Source organism: Pseudoxanthomonas sp. 22568 (assembly GCF_052044485.1).
Classification (GTDB): Bacteria; Pseudomonadota; Gammaproteobacteria; order Xanthomonadales; family Xanthomonadaceae; genus Pseudoxanthomonas_A; species Pseudoxanthomonas_A beigongshangi.
Map to the genome: position 1 here is coordinate 64,791 of NZ_JBQENC010000011.1, position 20,306 is coordinate 85,096.

14 protein-coding genes are annotated in these 20,306 nt (G+C 68.9%); 8 read left to right on the top strand and 6 right to left on the bottom strand.

What is annotated here, in order from left to right; translation table 11 throughout:
- Nucleotides 1-16: 16 nt before the first annotated feature.
- Nucleotides 17-2,194 (top strand): DNA helicase II, encoded by a 2,178-nt coding sequence (uvrD, locus tag ACTJI2_RS14495; protein WP_192198371.1) that lies wholly within the window; start codon nt 17-19, stop codon nt 2,192-2,194.
- Nucleotides 2,195-2,277: 83 nt separating this feature from the next.
- Complete coding sequence (locus tag ACTJI2_RS14500; RefSeq protein WP_183639630.1) at nt 2,278-2,724, top strand: universal stress protein; 447 nt, start codon at nt 2,278-2,280, stop codon at nt 2,722-2,724.
- A gap of 254 nt (nt 2,725-2,978) precedes the next feature.
- On the opposite strand, the gene ACTJI2_RS14505 is transcribed toward ACTJI2_RS14500, so the two are convergent.
- The gene (locus ACTJI2_RS14505; protein ID WP_318287999.1) at nt 2,979-3,284 is read right to left on the bottom strand and encodes a DUF2782 domain-containing protein; all 306 of its coding nucleotides are present in this window, start codon (nt 3,282-3,284) and stop codon (nt 2,979-2,981) included.
- A gap of 96 nt (nt 3,285-3,380) precedes the next feature.
- On the opposite strand from ACTJI2_RS14505, the gene polA reads away from it, so the two are divergent.
- Together polA and ACTJI2_RS14515 are read left to right on the top strand one after the other, a co-directional pair.
- Nucleotides 3,381-6,146: a DNA polymerase I gene (gene polA, locus ACTJI2_RS14510; protein WP_318287998.1), complete on the top strand. Its 2,766-nt coding sequence runs from the start codon at nt 3,381-3,383 to the stop codon at nt 6,144-6,146.
- Between the two features lie 385 nt (nt 6,147-6,531).
- Nucleotides 6,532-7,008, top strand: coding sequence for a DUF421 domain-containing protein (locus tag ACTJI2_RS14515; RefSeq protein ID WP_318289404.1), 477 nt, complete (start codon nt 6,532-6,534; stop codon nt 7,006-7,008).
- A 443-nt stretch (nt 7,009-7,451) separates the two neighbouring features.
- On the opposite strand, the gene hemF is transcribed toward ACTJI2_RS14515, so the two are convergent.
- The 4 genes from hemF to ACTJI2_RS14535 all read right to left on the bottom strand — a co-directional run bounded on the left by hemF (nt 7,452) and on the right by ACTJI2_RS14535 (nt 12,950).
- Entirely contained in the window at nt 7,452-8,363 is a 912-nt protein-coding gene (gene hemF / locus ACTJI2_RS14520) for an oxygen-dependent coproporphyrinogen oxidase (RefSeq protein WP_183639627.1), read from the bottom strand.
- Nucleotides 8,364-8,436: 73 nt separating this feature from the next.
- Nucleotides 8,437-9,987: a hypothetical protein gene (locus ACTJI2_RS14525; RefSeq protein ID WP_318287997.1), complete on the bottom strand. Its 1,551-nt coding sequence runs from the start codon at nt 9,985-9,987 to the stop codon at nt 8,437-8,439.
- A 57-nt stretch (nt 9,988-10,044) separates the two neighbouring features.
- Entirely contained in the window at nt 10,045-10,587 is a 543-nt protein-coding gene (locus tag ACTJI2_RS14530) for a hypothetical protein (RefSeq protein WP_318287996.1), read from the bottom strand.
- 5 nt (nt 10,588-10,592) lie between these two features.
- Nucleotides 10,593-12,950: a prolyl oligopeptidase family serine peptidase gene (locus tag ACTJI2_RS14535; protein WP_440842579.1), complete on the bottom strand. Its 2,358-nt coding sequence runs from the start codon at nt 12,948-12,950 to the stop codon at nt 10,593-10,595.
- 182 nt (nt 12,951-13,132) lie between these two features.
- Between ACTJI2_RS14535 and ACTJI2_RS14540 the strand changes: the two genes are divergently transcribed.
- Together ACTJI2_RS14540 and ACTJI2_RS14545 are read left to right on the top strand one after the other, a co-directional pair.
- Nucleotides 13,133-13,390: a YcgL domain-containing protein gene (locus ACTJI2_RS14540; protein WP_183639624.1), complete on the top strand. Its 258-nt coding sequence runs from the start codon at nt 13,133-13,135 to the stop codon at nt 13,388-13,390.
- Nucleotides 13,383-16,679 carry an ankyrin repeat domain-containing protein gene (locus ACTJI2_RS14545; protein ID WP_440842548.1) on the top strand — a complete coding sequence of 1,099 codons (3,297 nt, stop codon included), beginning with the start codon at nt 13,383-13,385 and terminating at the stop codon, nt 16,677-16,679. Before ACTJI2_RS14540 ends, ACTJI2_RS14545 begins: the two co-directional genes overlap by 8 nt.
- Before the next feature lie 31 nt (nt 16,680-16,710).
- Here ACTJI2_RS14545 and ACTJI2_RS14550 read toward each other — a convergent pair whose 3' ends face one another.
- Complete coding sequence (locus ACTJI2_RS14550) at nt 16,711-18,522, bottom strand: monovalent cation:proton antiporter-2 (CPA2) family protein (RefSeq protein WP_183639622.1); 1,812 nt, start codon at nt 18,520-18,522, stop codon at nt 16,711-16,713.
- A gap of 122 nt (nt 18,523-18,644) precedes the next feature.
- Between ACTJI2_RS14550 and ACTJI2_RS14555 the strand changes: the two genes are divergently transcribed.
- Nucleotides 18,645-19,442, top strand: a complete 798-nt coding sequence (locus ACTJI2_RS14555; RefSeq protein ID WP_440842549.1) for an energy transducer TonB — start codon at nt 18,645-18,647, stop codon at nt 19,440-19,442.
- Nucleotides 19,443-19,484: 42 nt separating this feature from the next.
- Nucleotides 19,485-20,279 carry an energy transducer TonB gene (locus ACTJI2_RS14560; RefSeq protein ID WP_192199455.1) on the top strand — a complete coding sequence of 265 codons (795 nt, stop codon included), beginning with the start codon at nt 19,485-19,487 and terminating at the stop codon, nt 20,277-20,279.
- Nucleotides 20,280-20,306 lie beyond the last annotated feature (27 nt).

Consider the following 20,306-nt stretch of genomic DNA (forward strand, 5'->3'; position numbering starts at 1 on the left):
CCTGTAAAATGCCGCGGTGGATGTCTCTCACCTACTCGATGATCTGAACCCCGCGCAGCGCGAGGCCGTCTCCGCGCCGCCGGGCCATTACCTGGTCCTGGCCGGCGCCGGCTCCGGCAAGACCCGCGTGCTCACCCACCGCATCGCCTGGCTCAACGAAGTCGAGGGCGTGCCGACCCACGGCATCCTGGCGGTGACCTTCACCAACAAGGCGGCCGGCGAGATGCGCGCGCGCGCCGACCTGCAGCTGCGCAACGGCAGCCGCGGCATGTGGATCGGCACCTTCCACGGCCTGGCCCACCGCCTGCTGCGCCTGCACTGGCAGGAAGCGAAGCTGCCGGAAACCTTCCAGGTGCTGGACAGCGACGATCAGATCCGCCTGGTCAAGCGGGTGGTGCAGCAGCTGGAACTGGACGAGGCGCGCTTCCCGCCGCGCCAGATCGCCTGGTGGATCAACGCGCAGAAGGACGAAGGCCGGCGCGCCGAACACCTGCAGCCGGGCGACGACATCTGGGCCGACACGCTGCGCCGGGCCTACGTGCTGTACCAGGAGCGCTGCGATCGCGCCGGCTTGGTCGATTTCGCCGAACTGCTGCTGCGCGCGCACGAACTGCTGCGCGACAACCCGGCGCTGCTGGCGCATTACCGGCACCGCTTCCGCGAGCTGCTGATCGACGAGTTCCAGGACACCAACGCCATCCAGTACGCGTTCGTGCGGGTGCTGGCCGGCGACACCGGCCACGTGTTCGTGGTCGGCGACGACGACCAGGCCATCTACGGCTGGCGCGGCGCCAAGGTCGAGAACGTGCAGCGCTTCCTCAAGGACTTCCCGCAGGCGCGCACCATCCGGCTCGAGCAGAACTACCGCTCCAGCGCCAACATCCTCAATGCCGCCAACGCGGTGATCGCGCACAACCCCGGCCGCATCGGCAAGCAGCTGTGGACCGACAGCGGCGACGGCGAGCCGATCGATCTGTACGCGGCCTACAACGAAATCGACGAAGCCCGCTTCGTGGTCGAGCGCATCCGCCAGTGGGTACGCGATGGCGGCAGCCTCAACGACGCGGCCATCCTCTACCGCAGCAACGCGCAGTCGCGGGCATTCGAAGAGACCCTGCTGTCGGAACAGGTGCCGTACCGGGTATACGGCGGCATGCGCTTCTTCGAGCGCGCCGAGATCAAGGACACCCTGGCCTACCTGCGGTTGATGGCCAACCGTGACGACGATGCGGCCTTCGAGCGGGCGGTCAACACGCCGGCGCGCGGCATCGGCGATCGCACCATGGACGAAGTGCGCCGGCTGGCGCGCGCGGAATCGCTGTCGCTGTGGCAGGCTGCGCGGCAGCAGGTCGGCGGCACCGCGCTGGCGGCGCGGGCGCGCAACGCCCTGGCCGGTTTCCTGGCGCTGGTCGAAGCCTTGGCGGCGGAAACCGGCGAGTTGCCGTTGCAGGACCGCATCGATCACGCGCTGATGCGCTCGGGCCTGCGCGAACACTATGCCGCCGAGAGCCGCGGCCAACTGGATTCGCGCACCGACAACCTGGACGAACTGGTGTCGGTGGCCTCGCGTTTCGTCCGCGTCGACGACGAGGAGACCCAGGGCATGACCGATCTGGTCGCCTTCCTCGCCTACGCCGCACTGGAAGCCGGCGAGGGCCAGGCCCAGGCCGGCGAGGACGGCGTGCAGCTGATGACCCTGCATTCGGCCAAGGGCCTGGAGTTCCCGCTGGTGTTCCTGGCCGGACTGGAAGAGGGCCTGTTCCCCAGCAACAAGTCGCTGGACGAGAGCGGCCGGCTGGAGGAGGAGCGCCGCCTGGCTTACGTCGGCATCACCCGCGCGCGGCAGAAGCTGGTGCTGAGCTTCGCCGAGGCGCGCCGCCTGCACGGCCAGGACATGTACGGCATTCCCTCGCGGTTCCTGCGCGAAATTCCCACCGCGCTGCTGAACGAGGTGCGTCCGCGCGTGCAGGTGTCCCGCCCGGCGGCCAGCTACGGCCCGCGCCGCGATCTGGGCCACGCCGCGGTGGAATCGCCCACGCTCAAGCTCGGCCAGAACGTCGTGCACGCGAAATTCGGGCGCGGTGTGGTAACTGACTACGAGGGCAGCGGCGCGCATGCGCGCGTGCAGGTCCACTTCGACGAGGAAGGCAGCAAATGGCTGGTGCTCGCCTATGCCAATTTGCAGGCGGTGTGACGCCCGCGGATTGATTCCGATCAAGGCATGGCGAGGCATTCCGGCGTGTAATGGTTCCACCCCACGACGACGGAGGTATCCCCATGTATCAGCGCATCCTGATAGCGACCGACGGTTCGGAGCTGGCGATGAAGGGCGTGGAGCAGGGGCTGGTGCTGGCCAGCCAGCTCAAGGCGCAGGTCGCCGTGGTGACCGTCAGCGAACCCATCGTCACCGGCTTTGACGACGCCCTTGGCTGGGGCGCGGCCAACCGCTTCTCCACCGACTACCAGAAAGCCCAGGACGAGGCCGCCCAGCGGATCTTCGACGGGGTCACCGAGCACGCGCGGGCGCGGGGCCTGGCAATCACGCCGGTGCACATCCGCGATCGCTACGCGGCCGAAGGCATCATCGAAGCGGCAACCGAACAGAAGGCGGATCTGATCGTGATGGCCTCGCATGGCCGGCGTGGTCTGGGACGCCTGCTGATCGGCAGCCAGACCCACGAAGTGCTGACCCACAGCCACGTGCCGGTGCTGGTGGTGCGCTGATCCGCAGCGCGCGCGGCCTGTGGCCGCGGGCTTTCCGCTGCCTCGCGACAGGGATGGGCCTTCTCTCCCCGGTCCCTGCGAAATGGAAGGCTCGCGGCCACAGGCCGCGCACATCACATGGATTCCTTCCCCCGCCTGCGGGGGAAGGTGCCCGAAGGGCGGATGGGGGCACGCGCCGGAACTAGGCGTCTTCTTCCCGTCGCAGCCAGGGCATCACGAACCGGTAAACCACCATCCGCGACCGAAACCGCGACTCACCAGCCGTAGATCTTCCAGTACACCGGCGATACCGGGCCTTCGCCCTTGCTCTTGTCCAGCCGGCCGTCGCCGTTTTCGTCGATCAGGTAATAGGCCGGACCCCGCGCCGGGGTGACCTTGACCATGCGCAGCTGGCCGGCCACGCGGTATTCCTCGATCACGTCGCCATTGGTTTCGGTGCGGACCGCGACCTGGGCGTCGGCCAGATCCATGCCGGGATCGTCCTGGGCGCCGCTCATCGACGCGCAACCTGCCAGCAGCAACACGGCAAGCGCGGCGGGTGCCAACGTCATGCGGGACATCGCGGACTCCTCGGGAATGACCGGTTTGGGGATTATGCGCCAATCGTCGCCAAAGCGCCGTGACGCCGCGCCCGCGGCGGGGCGTAGAATCGCCGCATGAAACGACTAGTCCTGATCGACGGATCCAGCTACCTGTTCCGCGCGTTCCATGCGCTGCCGCCCCTGACCAACGCCGCCGGCGAACCGACCGGCGCGCTGTTCGGCGTGGTCAACATGCTGCGCGCCACGCTCAAGGAAATGCCCGACTACGTGGCCTTCGTGCTGGATGCCAGCGGACCGACCTTCCGCGACGTCCTGTATCCCGAGTACAAGGCCAACCGTCCGCCGATGCCCGAGGATCTGCGCGCGCAGGTGGAACCGATGCGCCGGATCGTCGAGGCGCTGGGCTTTCCGCTGCTGTGCGTTGAAGGCGTGGAGGCCGACGACGTGATCGGCACGCTGGCGCTGCAGGGCGCGGCGCAGGGCATCGACGTCACCATTTCCACCAGCGACAAGGATTTCGCCCAGTTGGTGCGACCGGGCGTGGCGCTGGTCAACACCATGAGCGGCAGCCGGATGGATTCGGCCGAGGCGGTGATGGAGAAGTTCGGCGTGCGGCCGGAGCAGATCGTCGACTTCCTTGCCCTGATGGGCGATACCGTGGACAACGTGCCCGGCGTGGAGAAGTGCGGTCCCAAGACCGCCGCCAAGTGGCTGGGCGAATACGGCACGCTCGATGCGATCGTCGCCGGTGCCGACGGCATCAAGGGCAAGATCGGCGAGAACCTGCGCGCGGCGCTGCCGCGGCTGCCGCTGAACCGTGAACTGGTCACCATCAAGACCGATGTGGCGCTGCCCGGCGGGCCGGAGACGCTGGCGCTGCGCAATCGCGATGTCGGCGAACTGCGCGAGCTGTATTCGCGCTACGGTTTCAACCAGGCCTTGAAGGAACTGGACGGCGGCGCCGCCGGCGCGGTCGCGGTCGCGGAGAAGGAACCCGGCCGCGCGCGCGGCACCGGTTTCGTGTCCGGGCCGGCGCCGGATGCCGCGCCGATCGATGCGGCGTGGTCCGCGCCCGGCGAATACGAAACGGTCCTGACCGAGGCCCAGCTCGAGGCCTGGATCGCCCGGCTGGCGGCGGCCGACGAGTTCGCCTTCGACACCGAGACCGACAGTCTGGACGCGATGCAGGCCAACCTGGTCGGAATGAGTTTCGCGGTGGAACCCGGCAAGGCGGCCTACCTGCCGCTGGGGCACGTCTATCCGGGCGCGCCCGCGCAACTGGACCAGGCCGCCACCCTGGCGCGGCTGGCGCCGTTGTTCGCCGATCCCGGCAAGCGCAAGCTCGGCCAGCACGGCAAGTACGATCTGCACGTGCTGCGCCGCCATGGCGTGGAGGTCGGCGGCTATGCCGACGACACCATGCTGGAGAGCTTCGTATACAACTCCGGCAGCAACCGCCACGACATGGACAGCCTGGCCAAGCGCTTCCTCGGCTACGACACCATCAAGTACGAACAGGTCGCGGGCAAGGGCGCCAAGCAGATCCTGTTCTCGCAAGTGGCGCTGGACGACGCCACCCGCTACGCCGCCGAGGACGCCGACGTGACCCTGCGCCTGCACCGGGTGATGGCGCCGAAACTCGCCGCCGAGCCGGGCCTGGAGCGCGTATATCGCGACATCGAGATGCCGCTGGTGCCGGTGCTGGCGCGCATCGAGGCCAATGGCGTGCGCATCGACGGCGACGAACTGCGCCGGCAGAGCGCGGACCTGGCCAAGCGCATGCTGGCCGCCCAGCAGAAGGCCACCGAACTGGCCGGGCGCAGCTTCAACCTGGATTCGCCCAAGCAGCTGCAAGCGCTGCTGTTCGACGAACTCAAGCTGCCGGCGGTGCTGAAGACCCCGACCGGCCAGCCCAGCACCAACGAGGAGGCGCTGGAGGCGATCGCCGACCAGCACGAACTGCCGCGCGTGATCCTCGAGTACCGCGGGCTGGCCAAGCTGCGCAGCACCTACACCGACAAGCTGCCGGAAATGGTCAATCCGGTCACCGGCCGCGTGCACACCAGCTATCACCAGGCCGGTGCGGCCACCGGCCGGCTGTCGTCCACCGATCCCAACCTGCAGAACATCCCGATCCGCACCGAGGACGGCCGTCGCATCCGCAAGGCGTTCGTGGCGCCGCCGGGGCGCAAGCTGATCGCCTGCGATTATTCGCAGATCGAGCTGCGGATCATGGCGCACCTGTCCGAGGATCCGGGCCTGGTGCGCGCGTTCGAATCGGGCGCCGACATCCACAAGGCGACCGCGGCGGAAGTGTTCGGGCGACAGCTGGAGGACGTGACCTCCAACGAGCGCCGCGCGGCCAAGGCGATCAACTTCGGCCTGATGTACGGCATGAGCGCATTCGGCCTGGCTCGCCAGCTCGGCATCGGCCGCGGCGAGGCGCAGGATTACATCGCGCTGTACTTCAGCCGCTATCCGGGCGTGCGCGACTTCATGGAGCGCACCCGCCAGCAGGCGCGCGAGCATGGCTACGTGGAGACCGTGTTCGGCCGCCGGCTGTACCTGGAGTACATCAACAAGGGTACCCAGGGACAGCGTGCAGGCGCCGAGCGCGCGGCTATCAACGCGCCGATGCAGGGCACGGCCGCGGACATTATCAAGCGCGCGATGATCGCGGTGGACGCGTGGCTGGCCGAGCATCGCGAACGCGCGCTGATGATCCTGCAGGTGCACGACGAACTGGTGTTCGAGGCCGATGCCGACTTCGTGCCCACGCTGGTGGCCGAGGCCGGCGCGCGGATGTCGGCGGCGGCGCAACTCATCGTTCCGCTGGTGGTCGACAGCGGGGTCGGCGACGACTGGGATCAGGCCCACTGAGACCGATTTGAACGTCTAAATCCGGAAACCCGTTGACAACCAGAAACTTGCGCGCGGGATGTAGAAACAGGGTGCGATTCAATTTTTGAACTGGACAGTTCAATAAAATGAATGCGGCCTTAATTCCACGGATTCTTAACGGGAATCTTCACGAACCATCCATGTGGGAAATGGTCAGATAACTCGCGACAGATGCAACGTCTGTCGCGGATCTCTCCCATCCCCTGGAGCGATCTCCCCGGAACGGCGACCCCTCCCCAGGTCCCCGTTCCCCTGGCCCCGATGACCTCCCCCTGGTCTTCGGGGCTTTTTATTTGTGCGTCCTTCGAGACCGGGCACGCTAACGTGTCGGCAACCCGAACGGAGCCTGGACATGGATTCCTTCCTGCATCAGACGTTCAACCTCTCGATGCCCTGGTGGGGCTTCATCGCCCGCGCGGTCATCGTCTACTTCGCGCTGCTGGTGATGATCCGGGTATCCGGCAAGCGCACGATGGGACAATTCACCTCGTTCGACATGCTGCTGGTGGTGCTGCTGGGCAACGCGGTCCAGAACGCGCTGCTGGGCGAGGACGCTTCGGTGGGTGGCGGTCTGCTGCTGGCGGGCACGCTGATGGCGATCAACTGGCTGGTGGGCCTGGCGTCGGCGCGCAACCGCCGGTTCGAGGCGCTGGTGGAAGGTTCGCCGGTGCTGCTGGCACGCGAGGGCAAGGTTTACAAGGATGTCCTGCGGCGCGAGCTGATCAGCCGCGAGGATTTCGACAAGGCGATGCGCGAGGCGGGCATCGACGCGATCGACGAGATCCATCTGGCGGTGCTGGAAACCAATGGACACATCACGCTGGTGGCGCGACATGCGTGAGGGGTGACCCGTCATCCGGTTGGCGGAAGCGCCAGTATTCATGCTGGAAGCAGATCCCCGTCAACCGCTTCGCGGGGGACCGCCCCTTTTTTCAAAGGACAAGCCCCCCGGTAGGAGCGGCCTCCGGCCGCGAGCTTTTTAAGCTTCGCAATCCGCGCAAAGGCTCGCGCCGGGGACGGCGCTCCTACCGGATTCGTGCGTCCTTGACGTTCGCTTCGGCGATTCGAGGATGTGCGACCGCGCATCGCGCTGAGCGATTGTGGCGCCGAGTGATAAAAGAGAGGTTTCCGGGGATTTCATCCGACCACCACGGCATATCCGTCGCGTTGGCCACACCCGCCGTTCCTCCCCTTTGACCAGCCATGCGGCTGTTGAAAGGCGCTTGCAGAAGGGGGACCGAAGGCGATTCGCTTAGGGTATGGCAGAGCGACCGCCCCGCCGGCTCACCCCAGTTCATTCAACCAGTCACGCGGGCGCAGGTAGTCGCGCAGGCGCTGCTCGGCGCTGCCGGCTTCGGGTTGGTAGCCGTATTCCCAGCGCACGTAGGGCGGCAGGCTCATCAGGATGGATTCGGCGCGGCCGCCGCTCTGCAGGCCGAACAGGGTGCCGCGGTCGTAGACCAGGTTGAACTCCACATAGCGGCCACGGCGGTACAACTGGAACTCGCGCTCGCGTTCGCCGTGCGGCGTGTCCTTGCGGCGCTCGACAATCGGCAGGTAGGCATCGAGGAAACCGTCGCCGACCGCGCGCAGGTAGGCGAAGTCGCGTTCGAAATCCTGCCCCAGGTCGTCGAAGAACAGGCCGCCGACACCACGGGTCTCGCCGCGGTGCTTGAGGAAGAAGTACTCGTCGCACCAGTGCTTGTGCGCGGCATAGCGCTCGGCGCCGCCGAACGGTTCGCACAGCTCGCGCGCGGTGCGGTGCCAGTGGAGGACGTCCTCGTCGAACGGATAGAACGGGGTCAGGTCGAAACCGCCACCGAACCACCACGCCACCGCCTGCCCGTCGCGCTCGGCGCGGAAGTGGCGAACGTTGGCGTGGGTGGTGGGCAGGAAGGGATTGCGCGGATGGAACACCAGCGAGACGCCGACCGCGCGCCAGGAGGCGCCGGCCAGCTCGGGACGATGCGCGGACGCCGAGGGCGGCAACTTGCTGCCGGAGACGTCCGAAAAGCCGATGCCAGCCTGCTCGAACACGCCGCCGCCGCGCAGCACGCGGGTGCGGCCGCCGCCGCCTTCGGGCCGGTTCCACAAATCTTCCTGGAAGCGGGCCTGGCCGTCGGCCGCCTCGATGGCGGCGCAGATGCGGTCCTGCAGGTCGGTGAGATAGTCGCGGACGGGCATGATGTCGTTCATGCCCGTCATTCTAGCGGCGGGCCGCCACCGCCGTCCTTTTCCGGCGAACGGTGCGGCGGCACCGGGGCGATCGTCAGGGCGTCGCTTCGCTTTCTTCCGGGGCGTCGTCGCCGGCTTCCTGTTCCAGTTCGCGCAAGGCGTCCTGGAGCGCGCGGCCGACGCCCATCTGTTCCCAGTTGGACGTTTCCAGCACATCGCAGGCGACGTGGCGTTCGTCCTTGGCGCACACGGCGCGCATCGACTCGATGACGGCGTCATCGCCGGTTTCCGCATAGGCCCGGATCAGGTTCTCGCAGCCCACGCGCACGCCGGCCGCGCAGATCCGCAGATAGTGCGGCTGGGCGGCGGCCCAATTGCCTTCCAGCGCGCGCTGGTGACCCAGCGCGTTGCAGCCCTGCAGCTTGCCGGCCTTGCAGCAGGCTTCGGCGCCGCCGGCCTGGCTGATGGCGGGGCAATCCTCGACCAGCGGGTGCTCGACGAACTGGCGCGGCGGCGCGCAGCGATCCGCGCCGCCTTCGCCACGCCGGTAGACCGCGTAGCGGTTCCAGCTGTCCAGGCCGAGCAGGCGATCGCCGCCAATCGCCTTGAATACGAAATCGCCGCCCTTGTCGTGGCGGATGCGGATCAGGCCGTTCTCCAGGCGCGCACGCATGACGCTGCCGAAGCCGCCTTCGACCCGGCCGGCATCGCCGAAGCCGAGTTCGGACATCAGTCCGCTCTCCGCCGCGTAGGCACCGCAGGGCAGGGCGGTGGCCGGCGCGGCGCGCAGGTCCGCCGCGGTCAGCGCCGCCAGCGGTGCCGTCTTGCCGCAGGCGTCCTTGTCGCCGCCGCGCTCGCAGGCGAGGGTGAGCGCGGCGCGCGCATCCAGGTAGCGCCCGGCGTTCCACAGTTTCTCCGCCGCTGCGCCGCAGACCTTGGCCGAACCGCTGCGCTGGCACAACGCCAGGCTGCGATCCAGGTGCGGCCCGGAAAGGGGAAGATCGTCGGCGTACATGCCCTTGAAGGCATCGGCGAAGGCGCGCGTCATCGCCTCCTTGACCTTGACCTCGCAGGCGGCTTCGGAGAAGGCCGGATGGCCTTCCACACACTCCGGCGGCGCCTCTTCCGTCCCGGCGTCGCCGCGCGATGCCTGATCGGCGGCTTCCTGGAAGCCTTCAATCAGCGCCACGCAGGCGAACGGCAGGGCTTCCTGTTCGCACCAGCGCGCCAGGGTCGGCTCATCGGCCTCGGTCCGGGCCTCGAAGCAGCCGGCCAGATCCGCGCGGCAGCCGCCGTCGGGCGCTGGCGGAGGCGTCGCGCACTGCGCGGATTGCGCCAGCGTGTAGACCTCGTCCATTTCCGTGCGCAGCGCGCGGCCGCCGTTTTCCGGCGTCCAGGTTTCGGAGTAGGCGCTTTCCAGATCGTAGGCGGTGATGTTGTCGCCGGCCGGGGCGTAGGCCAGCGGACGCGGCGCCTGGTACGACGTGTGCTCGGTCGCGGTGGCCGTCGTCTCGATGCGCAGCTCGCGGCTGCCATCGGCGTTGCGGTAGACGCCGCAGGCGGGCGACGCGGCCAGCGCCAGGGTGGGGAGGCCAATCAGGAGGGCACCGGCGATCCGCGCGGTCAGCATCCATGCTCGTGACATGAACAAACGCTCGTTGTGGGGGGCGCCAGTATATCGGCGCCGCGCGGACTCCGAGCGTCAGTGGAATTCCGCGCGCACGGCGGGCGTGCATAGTTTCCACACGATGGCGCCGTGCAGGATTCCGATCAGCAACGCGGCGGCGTAGATCGCCATCCGCATGGCCGCCTGCAGGTTGGCCAGCAATGGATCCACGTTGCCGGGATCGAACCCGGCCCGTGCGTTCAGATCGCCCATCAGCCAGTCGAAAGCGAAAGCCCCCGCCAGCGTCAGCAGGGCGCCGCCGGCGAGCAGGACGATGAAGCCGAAGCGGCCCCATTCACGGCGCTGCAACAGGCCCCACGAGGCCACCGCCAGCAGCACCGATGACAGCAGCGACGCCAGCAGCAACAGGCCAAGGTGATCGAACACCCACAGCAGCGATGGCGGCAGCGGGAGGCCGGACCCGCCGCCGGCGGTCAGCGCGTCCAGCAGGCCCTGATCCGCCGGGCTGGCGGCGAACATCGCCCACTGCAGGAGTCCGGTCAGCACGCCCACCAGCGCCAGCGCGAGCGAAAGCCACGCGGTGATGGTGACGAACTGGGAACGTGGCGCGGCCGGCATGACGCTTACTTCAGGTTGTTCTCGAACAGCTTCAGCACGCGCTTGTATTCGTCCAGCCAGGAATCGGCGCGGGTGAAGCCGTGGCGCTCCAGCGGATATGGCGCGAGTTCCCAGTTGTCCTTGTGCAGTTCGATCAGTTTCTGGGTCAGCACCACCGAATCGCGGAAGAACACGTTGTCGTCGATCATGCCGTGCGCGATCAACAGGTGATCCTGCAGCCCGGCGGCGTATTCGATCGGCGAGGAGGTGCGGTAGGCCTGCGGATCCAGCTCCGGGGTGTTGAGGATGCCGGAGGTGTATTCGTGGTTGTACTGGGTCCAGTCGACCACCGGACGCAGCGCGGCGCCGGCCTTGAACACGCCCGGCTTGCGGAACAGCGCCATGAAGGTCATGAAGCCGCCGTAGGAACCGCCGTAGATGCCGGCGCGGTCGCGATCGCCCTGGCGGGTCTCGACCAGCCAGTCCAGGCCGTCCAGGTAGTCCTCCAGCTCCGGATGGCCCATGTTGCGATAGATCGCGGTGCGCCAGTCGCGGCCATAACCCTCGCTGGCGCGGTAGTCCAGATCCAGCACGATGTAACCGCGCTGCACCAGCAGGTTGTGGAACATCTGCTCGCGGAAGTAGGTGGGGTAGCGATGGTGCACGTTCTGCAGGTAGCCGGCACCGTGCACGAACATCACGATCGGATAGCGCTTGCCCGGCTCCAGCGTCTTCGGTCCGTAGTACTTGCCCCATACCTGGCCCGCGCCATGCTTCGACGGCACCTGCACGATTTCCGGCTGGATCCATTCGCGCGCCTTGAAGGCCGGCGTGCGGGTGTCGGTGAGCGCGGTCGGCGTGCCGCCGGCCGCGTCGACCACCGACAGCTGGGTCGGCACGTAGGCGCTGGAATGGCTGACCAGCACGCGCCGATCATCGGGCGACAGCGCGAAGCGCTCCACGCCGTCCAGCGCGGTGACCTCGCTGACCTGGTCGCCGGCCAGATCCAACCGGCAGATTTCGTAGTCGGCGGGATTGGCGCGATTGCACAGGAAGAAGAAGGCGCTGCCGTCGGTGGTCGGCACCGGCGAGGTCACTTCCCAGCGGCCGCTGGTGCGCTGGCGCGGCTTGCCGTTGCCCTGGATGGTGTACAGGTGCGAATAACCGGACTGCTCGGACAGCAGCCACAGGCTGCCGTCGGGCAACCAGCCGAATTCGTTGTTGTTCCAGTTGATCCAGGCCGGATCGCTGAGCCGGTGGCGCGGTTGCAGGCGCGCGCCGACCAGGTCCACGGTGGCGATCCAGCGGTCCTTGTTGTCGATCGCGTGCAACTGCACCGCGACCTGGCGGCCGTCGTCGCTCCAGGCGATCGCGGCAGTGGCTTCGCTCTCGACGCGCAGCGGACGGTTGCCCTTGAGCGGATCCTTGCCCGCCGCCTTGCGCATCGCGGCCAGCGGATCCTCGGCGATGCCGGGCAACGCGTCGTAGGCCAGCGGCCGGACGCTACCCGCGGCCACGTCGACCAGCCACAGCGACTGCGGCACCGGATCGTTGCGGCCCACGCGGGTGCGCACGCTCTGGAATTCCTCGTAACCGGACTCGGTGACGTACATCGGCATCTTGCCTTCCTGGCCTTCGTCGGCGCCCTTGGCCTGGGTCACCACCAGCGCCCAGCGGCCATCCGGCGACATCGCGCTGTCGGCGATGGCGACGTCGGCACCGAGGTAGACCGGCGCCGGCGCGCGGCTGCCGTCGGCCTTGCGCCAGGCGTCGTCCTGCTGGCGCAAGGCATCGCGCAACGCGCGATCCCGGGCCAGGGTCTCCAGCGTGCGCAGCTGCTGTTCGCGCAGCGCGTCGGCCTTGGGCGCGCCATTGGGATCCTTTTCCGCGCGCAGCACCAGCGCCTGGGTGGTGCCGCCCTGCGCGGTCCAGCGATACCAGTCGTTGCCGCTGCGCCAGATCACGCCGCCGTCGCGGGCGAAGCGCGCCTGCGCCTCGGTGTCGTTGCTGCGGGTGAGCTGGGTCAGCGCGCCGCTGCGCAGATCGCGCAGGAACACATCGCCGTTGCGTACGAACAGCATGCGCTGCCCGCGCGCGTCGATCTGCGGGTTCGGCGCGTCCAGGCCACCGCGCTCGGCATCGCCGACGCGTTCGGCGGCGCGGCCGCCGGCGACGGCCTGCACGTAGGTGTCGCGGCTCAGGCTGCCCGGCCGCTTGAGGTCGTACTGCACGCGCTGGCCATCCCACGACCACCAGGCGCGTTCGACCGGCGGACCGATCCAGTCCGGATCCGCCATCACCTGTTCGATGGTGAGTGGCGTGGCTTCCTGCGCGGAAAGGGGGCCGGCGAGGGCCAGCGACAGTGGCAGGAGCAGGGCGGGCAGAACGTGGCGCATGGAGTTTCCGTTAGGCCGGTGTGAAAGGGTGCAAGCGTAGCAGCCGCGGATGCCGGCATCGCCCGCCGATGGTCATGCGAGGCCTGAACGTGCAGGGTTTCCCCGCATTCGGGTTTCCTCCACAATCTCCGCCATTCCCTACTTTTCCACGGCAGGACGCGTACGCGCGGATGCAAGCCTTCGTTTACAAAAGCCTGCGCAAGGCGGACACCTATGTGTACCTGGCCGCGCGCGACGACTTCACCCGCCTGCCCGAACCGCTGCGCACCCAACTGGGCGACCTGAGCTTCGTGCTGGAAGTGGCGCTCACCCCCGAACGCAAGTTGGCCCGGGAAGACGCCGGGGTGGTGCGCGGCAACCTCGCCGCGCGCGGATTCCATATCCAGTTCCCGCCGCAGCCGGACAGCGACGAATCCACCGATGCCTGAGTCCGCAAGCCAACAACGCCGGCTGGCCGCGATCGCCGGTCTCCTGGGCGTGGCCCTGGCCGCGCTGGGCTGGGTCGGTGGTCCGCTGGCGGCGTTCGGCGCCTGGCTGGCGCAGCCGGCGCTGGCGCTGGCCTGGTCGTGGCAACGCGGCAGCCGGCCGCTGCCGCTGGCGCGCGACTGGCGCGAATCGCTGCCGGCCCTGCTGATCGCCTGGGGCGGCGCGTTCGTGACCGTGGCGGTGCTGATCGCCTGGCCGCTGTCGGCGCTGGGTGACAGCGGCAGCCTGCAGGCGGCGCTGGGCCTGAGCGCGGTGGTGGGCGTGCTGTTGATCGGCCTGTGGCGGACCTGGCCGCTGTGGCAGGGTATCGAGCGCGAACCGGGCAGCCTGGGCTGGCATTGGCGCGCGCTGGCCGAGCGGGATTTCCATGCCTGGCGCGGGCTGGGCGTGGCCGCGCTGGTGGCGCTGGCGATCGCCGGCGGCCTGGTGCTGGCGTGGCCGGATCTGCTTCCGGCGCAAACGCGGCTGATCGTCGCCCCGATCTATGTGCTGGTGCTGCCGGCGCTGCATTGGGGCATCCAGTCCATCGCCGCCGCGCGCGGCCTGCCGGTGGTGGAAATGAGTGCCGGCCTGCCGCCAATGCAGGAAAGCGCAACGGCGCCCGCACCGGTCCACGAAGCGGATCTGGAACAGGCCCTGTTCGACGCCGCCCGTGGCGGCCGGGTCGATCGCGCGCTCGAACTGCTGGAAGCCGGCGCCGATCCGCATGCGCTGCCGGCGCCGTCCTCGCGCGATCAGCGCAGCCTGCCGGTGCTGGCCGCGGTGCTGCCGGATCTGCGCCTGCTGCGCACCCTGATCGGCCATGGCGTGGATCTCAACCACGCCCACGCCGGCATGACCCCGCTGCTGGCCGCCACCCGCGACAGCTGGCATGGCCGTCCCGACGCGGTGACCACCCTGCTGGCCAACGGCGCCGATCCGCGGGTCGCCGATGGCGACGGCAACACCCCGCTGCATCATGCCGCGCGCAGTTCAGATCCCGGCGTGGTCGCCCTGTTGCGCGATGCCGCCGCCGAGATCGATGCCATCAACCAGGATGGCCTGAGTCCGCTGGGCGTGGCCTGCGTGGCCGGCAACTGGCGCCTGGCCAAGTTCCTGCTCGAGCGTGGCGCGCGTCCCGAACCGGCCGGCGGGCAACCGGTGCTGCTGGCCGCCGCCGCCACCGAGGAAGACGATCCCGCCGGCGTGCAGTTGCTGCTCAAGCACCGCGCCAAGGTCGACACCCGTGACGGCCAGCGCCGCAGCGCGCTGCACGAAGCCGCGCTCGCCGGCCATATCGACATCGTCAACACGCTGCTGGCCGCGGGCGCCGATGTGCATGCCCACGATGCACAGGGGCGCACGCCGTGGCTGGAAGCCGCGCGTGGCGGCCGCATCGCGGTGCTGGAGCGACTGGCCGAAGCAGGCGTGGACGTGACCGTGAGCGACACCGAACAGCGCAACGCGGTTCGCGTGGCCTGCGCCTCCGAGAATGCCTCGCCGGCGTTGATCCGGCGCCTGCTGGACCTGGGCGTGGCGGCGGATCAGCCCGATGCGCAGGGCCGGCGCGCGGTGGATCTGGCCGCCGAGGCGGGCCGCTGGGCGATCGTGTCCGCGCTGGATGCCGCCTATCCGCTGCCGTCGGCGGTAAGTGCCGGCGACGACGACCAGCCGCCGCCGGATCGCGCGCCGATCGCGCTGCTGCGCGATGGGCTGCACGCGGATCGCCCGCGTGGCGAACTGGCGCCACTGGCGCGGCTGGCATCGCGCCAGGAGCTGGGTGCGCTGCTGCACGACCCCGAGATCGCGCTTTCGCCGCAACGCCTGGAATGGCTGCTGGCGCAGGGCGCGGACGCCGATGCGCTGGATCCGGCCGGCGACACGCCGCTGTTCGCGCTGCTGTCGCGTGGCGGCGAGGCCATGGCCTCGGTGCAGATCCTGCTGCGCCGCGCCGCGTCCCCGGCGGGGGCCGGCGGACTGGCGCGCTTCCTCGACGCCTGCGCGCGTGGCGAACAGATCGGGCGCGGGCTGGAGCAGTTCGCCTGCGACCTGCTGGAACGCGGCGCCGATCCCTTCGCGGCCTCGCCGCTAGGAGATCCGCCGCTGGCGCTGGCGGTGCGACTGGGCTGGTCGCGACTGCTGGACCGGCTGCTGGATATCGGCGTGGATCGCGAAGCCCGCGACAGCCACGGCATGACCGCGTTGCACCTGGCCGCGGCGCTGGGCCGCGAACTCGCGTTGCGCCAACTGATCGCCAAGGGCGCATGCCCGGATTCGCGCGCCGCCGATGGCCAGACCCCGCTGGGCGTGGCCCTGGCCAGCGGCCGCCGCGATCTGGCCGACTGGCTGGACTGGCGTGGTTGGGCGTTGCCGCGCCGCGCGCTGCGGCCCGCCGATCTGCCGGCGGCGGCGATGGTCGGCGACGCCGACGCGGTGCGCCGCTTGCTGGATCTGGGATTCGCGGTGGATTCGCCGGACGCGCAGGGCTGCACCGCGCTGCTGCGCGCGGCCGGCGGCGGTCATCGCGCTGCTGTGGAACTGCTGCTGGCGCGCGGCGCGGATCCGCAGAACGCGGCGAACACCGGCGCCACCCCGTTGTCGGCGGCGGTGAGCATGCGCCAGGCCGAGATCGTGGCGCTGCTGCTGCAGGCCGGCGCCGCACTGGAACACCGCCTGCCGGGCGGCGTCACCGTGCTGATGCTGGCGGCCGCGCTGGGACTGCCGGACATCGTCGCGCGCCTGCTGACCGCGGGCGCGAACGTGCATGCCGGCGATGCGCAGGGCCTGACGCCGCTGCATTGCGCCGCCCTGTACGGCTTCACCTCGCGCGACAAGCCACGGCTGGTCGCGCTGTTCGACACCCTGCTGCTGTCCGGCGCCGAACCCGATCAGGTCGCCGCCGGTTCGGTCACACCGCTGCTGCTGTTGCTGGGGGCGCGCGCCGAACCGGGCACCGCCTGCGACGAGGAGGTCGTGCTGGCCGGGGTCGAGCGCCTGCTCGATGAGGAGGTTTCCCTGGAAACCCAGGATCCGCGCGGTTTCGGCCCGCTGCACCTGGCCGCGCTGCATGGCCTGTTGCGGGTGGTGCAGCGCTTGCTGCGCGCGGGTGCGGATCCGGATTTGCGCGACGCCCTGAACCGCACCCCGCGCGAGATCGCGGTGATGCGCGGTTTCGTCGACGTGGCCGGCGAGTTCGTGCCGGTGGCGCCCGGTGCCTCGATGGCGCGTTTCCTGCGCGAACCCGGCGGCTGAAGCCCGTCGTCCTGCCGCTCCCGCGTGTCCCTCAGGTCGCGCGTGGCGCGGCATCCGTGGCGCCGGTATCCTCGTCGCTGGCATCGGCCTCGAACAGTTTCTCCAGATCGCCGACGGCGTCGCGCGCGGTCTGCACGACCGCCGCGTCATCGTCGTAGACCAGGTACTGCGCGCGCAGCAGCTTCTCGTCGTGCTCGCGGAAACGCCGGGCCTGCTGGGCCGCCGCCTCGGGCGAACGCCCCAGCGCCACCAGCGTCTGCTCGGCCATTTCCAGGCTCGTGCCCAGCGTCTCGCGGAATGGTTCGGTGCTCAGATCCATCAGCCGCCACGCGTGCTGGCGGTTGCGCGCGCGCGCCAGCACCTTGGCGTTCGGATACATGCGGCGGATCAGCCGAACCGCCTTGATGTTGGTGTCCGGATCGTCCATCGCGATCACGAACACCTTGACGTGCTGCGCGCCGGCCGAACGCAACAGATCGGGGCGGGTGGGATCGCCGTAGTAGATGCGCGCGCCGCCGAACCGGCGCAGCGTGTCCACCGTCTCCGGGCTGTGTTCGAGGGCGACGAACGGGATCCGCTGCGAAGTGAGCACGCGCGCCACGATCTGGCCGAACCGGCCCATGCCGGCAATCAGAACCTGCGGGGTCTGATCCGGGATGTCGTCGAAGGCGCGCGTGTCCTGCACGGGCCGGGCGATGCCCGAGACCCAGCGCGAGATGCCCATCATCAGCAGCGGGGTCAGCGCCATCGATACACCCACGATGGCGACCAGGCGATCCCGCACGTCGGCGTCCAGCAGCTTCACGCGCGCGGCTTCGTTGAACACCACGAACGCGAACTCGCCGCCCAGCCACAGCGCGCCGCCCAGCATCAGCGCGCCGCGCACGCCCAGCCGGCCAGGCCACAGGCCGAGCAGGAAGAGGATGCCGAACTTCACCAGCAACAGCACCAGCACGCCGGCGCTGATGATCTGCGGTTCGGCGACCACCCGATCCAGATCGATGTCCATGCCCACGGCGATGAAGAACAGGCCCAGCAGCAGGCCCTTGAAGGGTTCGATCTGCGATTCCAGCTCGTGCCGGAATTCCGAATCCGACAGCAGCACGCCGGCCAGGAATGCGCCCAGGCCCGCGCTCAGCCCGGCCAGCTGCATGAACCAGGCCGTGCCCAGCACCACCAGCAGCGCGCTGGCGGTGAACACTTCCGGCATCCGCGTGCGTGCCACCACCCGGAACATGTGCCGCAGGAGCAGTCGCCCGCCGAAAATGACGATCGCCATCGCACCGATGGCCTGGAACACCATGGTCCAGGTCAGGGTCTCGTTCTTGGCTCCGCCCAGCAGCGGAATCGCCGCCAGCAACGGAATCGCCACCAGATCCTGAAACAACAGGATGGCGAAGCCGAGCCGGCCGTGCTCGCTGGTCAGTTCCTTGCGCTCGGACAGCAACTGCAGGCTGACCGCGGTCGAGGACAGCGCCAGTCCCAGGCCGATCACCAGCGAGGTTTTCCAATGGTGCTCGGCCAGCAGGGCGATGCCGCCCAGCGCCAGCGCGGTGAGCAGGACCTGCAGGCCACCGGCGCCGAACACAGGCTTGCGCATCACCCGCAGGCGCGACGGCGACAATTCCAGGCCGATGACGAACAGCATCATCACCACGCCGATTTCCGCCGCGTCCAGGACCCGGTCCGCATCGCGCACCAGCGCCATGCCGTCCGGCCCCAGCACCACGCCGGCGACCAGGTAGGCCAGCACCGCGCCGATGCCCAGCCGCTTGAACACCGGTACCGCGATGACCGCGGCCAGCAGAAACACCAATGTCAGTTCCAGGCCGCTACCGTGCATGCATTCACCTCGGGGTCGAAGGACATTATGCAGGCAGCCCCCGCGACCCGGGCCGGCCGCGGCGATTGAAGCCGGTCACCACCCGCGCTAGGCTCGGCAGCGGTTCATCCAGGGAGTGGGAGATGAAGGGGATTTGGGGACTCGCGCTGTGGCTGCTGGCCGCCCTGGCCCAGGCACAGACACAGACCGCGGAGCTGCGGATGCCGGTGAACGGGGAAATCGGCATCGACCCGGCAGGCGCCGTATTCGACTATCGCATCGACTCCGAACTGACGCCCGAGGTCAAGGCGCTGGTGGAGCGTTCGGTCCGGCAATGGAAGTTCGAACCGGTATTGCGTGGCGGTGTCGCCACCCACGCCAAGGCGCGCATGCACCTGACCCTGATCGCGCACCAGGTGGACGGCGGATTCCAGCTGGAGGTGGAGGAGGCCCGCTTCTCGGGCTATCGCAAGACGGCGCTGATGAATCCGCCACGCTATCCGCCGGAAGCCGCCCGGGCCGGCATCAGCGGCGACGTGCTGGTGGCGGTGCGGGTCGACGCCCAGGGCAAGGTTGTTGAGGCCGCCGCGGTGCAGAGCGCGTGGCCGTACGAGAAGATCAGCGAAAGCGCGATGCGTTATTGGGGCAAGGTACTGGAAAAGGCATCCGTTGATGCCGCCCGCAAGTGGCGGTTCGAACCGAACGATCCCGCGCAATCCGAACCGGCCGATACCACGCTGGTGGTGCCGATCAGTTTTCGGGTGAACGCGCCCCTGGCCACGGCGGGATGGCGCCAGGAATCGGCCGGACCCGCCAGGCCCATTCCCTGGCTGGAGCCGGCACAGCAGGCCTTCGACGCGACCGGCTTGAAGCAGGGCGAAGCCTTGGCGCTGGACTACTCGGTGAAACTGAAAACGCCCGTGGTGGGGACCGCGCTCTAGGCGGGATCCGCATTTCGTGGTCGTCGAACCGGAGAATGGTTGATGAAAAGGATTCTGGGTTTGGCCCTGTGGGCCATGGCAACGACCGTCCTGGCCCAGGATGCGGGGCTGCGGCTGCCGGTAAACGGGGAAATCGGTATCGACCCGACCGGTGCCGTGTTCGATTACCGGATCGACACCGAGCTGACGCCGGAGGTCAAGTCGCTGGTCGAGCGCTCGGTGCGGCAATGGAAGTTCGAGCCTGTGCTGCGTGACGGCAAGGCGACCCATGCGAAGGCCCGCGTTCACCTGACACTGATCGCCCGAGAGGTGACCGAGGGCTTCCAATTGCAAGTGGAGGACGTCCGCTTCTCGGGGTATCGGGACGCGGTCTCGATGAAGCCGCCGCGCTATCCCAAGCAGGCGGCGATCAATGGCGTGGGCGGCGACGTACTGGTGGCGGTCAGGGTCGATGCTTCGGGCAAGGTGATTGACGCCGTGGCCGTGCAGACCTCCTGGCCGTACAAGAAAGTTGCCGCCAAGGCGGCCGAAAAGTGGGGAGCGCTGCTGGAAACCGCGTCGGTGGAAGCCGCGCGCGACTGGACGTTCGAACCCGTCGATACGGCCTTGCACGAGCAAGGGGACACCACCCTGATCGTGCCGATCAGCTACCGGATGAATGTGGACCGCCCTCCACGGGAGGGCTGGCACTACGAATCGGCAGGGCCAGCCCGACCGATCCCCTGGCTCGCGCCTTCCCGCCAGGCGTTTGATGCGTCCGGCTTGAAGGACGGCGAAGTCCTGGCGCTGGACTACTCGGTGAAACTGAAAACGCCCGTGGTGGGAACCGCGCTCTGATCGCGTTTTCCAGGACAGGCATGGACA

Excerpts from the sequence above, each read along its gene's own strand:
- ACTJI2_RS14500 (WP_183639630.1), top strand. The coding sequence starts at position 2,278 with ATGTATCAGCGCATCCTGATAGCGACCGACGGTTCGGAGCTGGCGATG.
- ACTJI2_RS14505 (WP_318287999.1), bottom strand. The coding sequence starts at position 3,284 with ATGTCCCGCATGACGTTGGCACCCGCCGCGCTTGCCGTGTTGCTGCTG.
- polA (WP_318287998.1), top strand. The coding sequence starts at position 3,381 with ATGAAACGACTAGTCCTGATCGACGGATCCAGCTACCTGTTCCGCGCG.
- hemF (WP_183639627.1), bottom strand. The coding sequence starts at position 8,363 with ATGAACGACATCATGCCCGTCCGCGACTATCTCACCGACCTGCAGGAC.
- ACTJI2_RS14525 (WP_318287997.1), bottom strand. The coding sequence starts at position 9,987 with ATGTCACGAGCATGGATGCTGACCGCGCGGATCGCCGGTGCCCTCCTG.
- ACTJI2_RS14530 (WP_318287996.1), bottom strand. The coding sequence starts at position 10,587 with ATGCCGGCCGCGCCACGTTCCCAGTTCGTCACCATCACCGCGTGGCTT.
- ACTJI2_RS14540 (WP_183639624.1), top strand. The coding sequence starts at position 13,133 with ATGCAAGCCTTCGTTTACAAAAGCCTGCGCAAGGCGGACACCTATGTG.
- ACTJI2_RS14545 (WP_440842548.1), top strand. The coding sequence starts at position 13,383 with ATGCCTGAGTCCGCAAGCCAACAACGCCGGCTGGCCGCGATCGCCGGT.
- ACTJI2_RS14550 (WP_183639622.1), bottom strand. The coding sequence starts at position 18,522 with ATGCACGGTAGCGGCCTGGAACTGACATTGGTGTTTCTGCTGGCCGCG.
- ACTJI2_RS14555 (WP_440842549.1), top strand. The coding sequence starts at position 18,645 with ATGAAGGGGATTTGGGGACTCGCGCTGTGGCTGCTGGCCGCCCTGGCC.
- ACTJI2_RS14560 (WP_192199455.1), top strand. The coding sequence starts at position 19,485 with ATGAAAAGGATTCTGGGTTTGGCCCTGTGGGCCATGGCAACGACCGTC.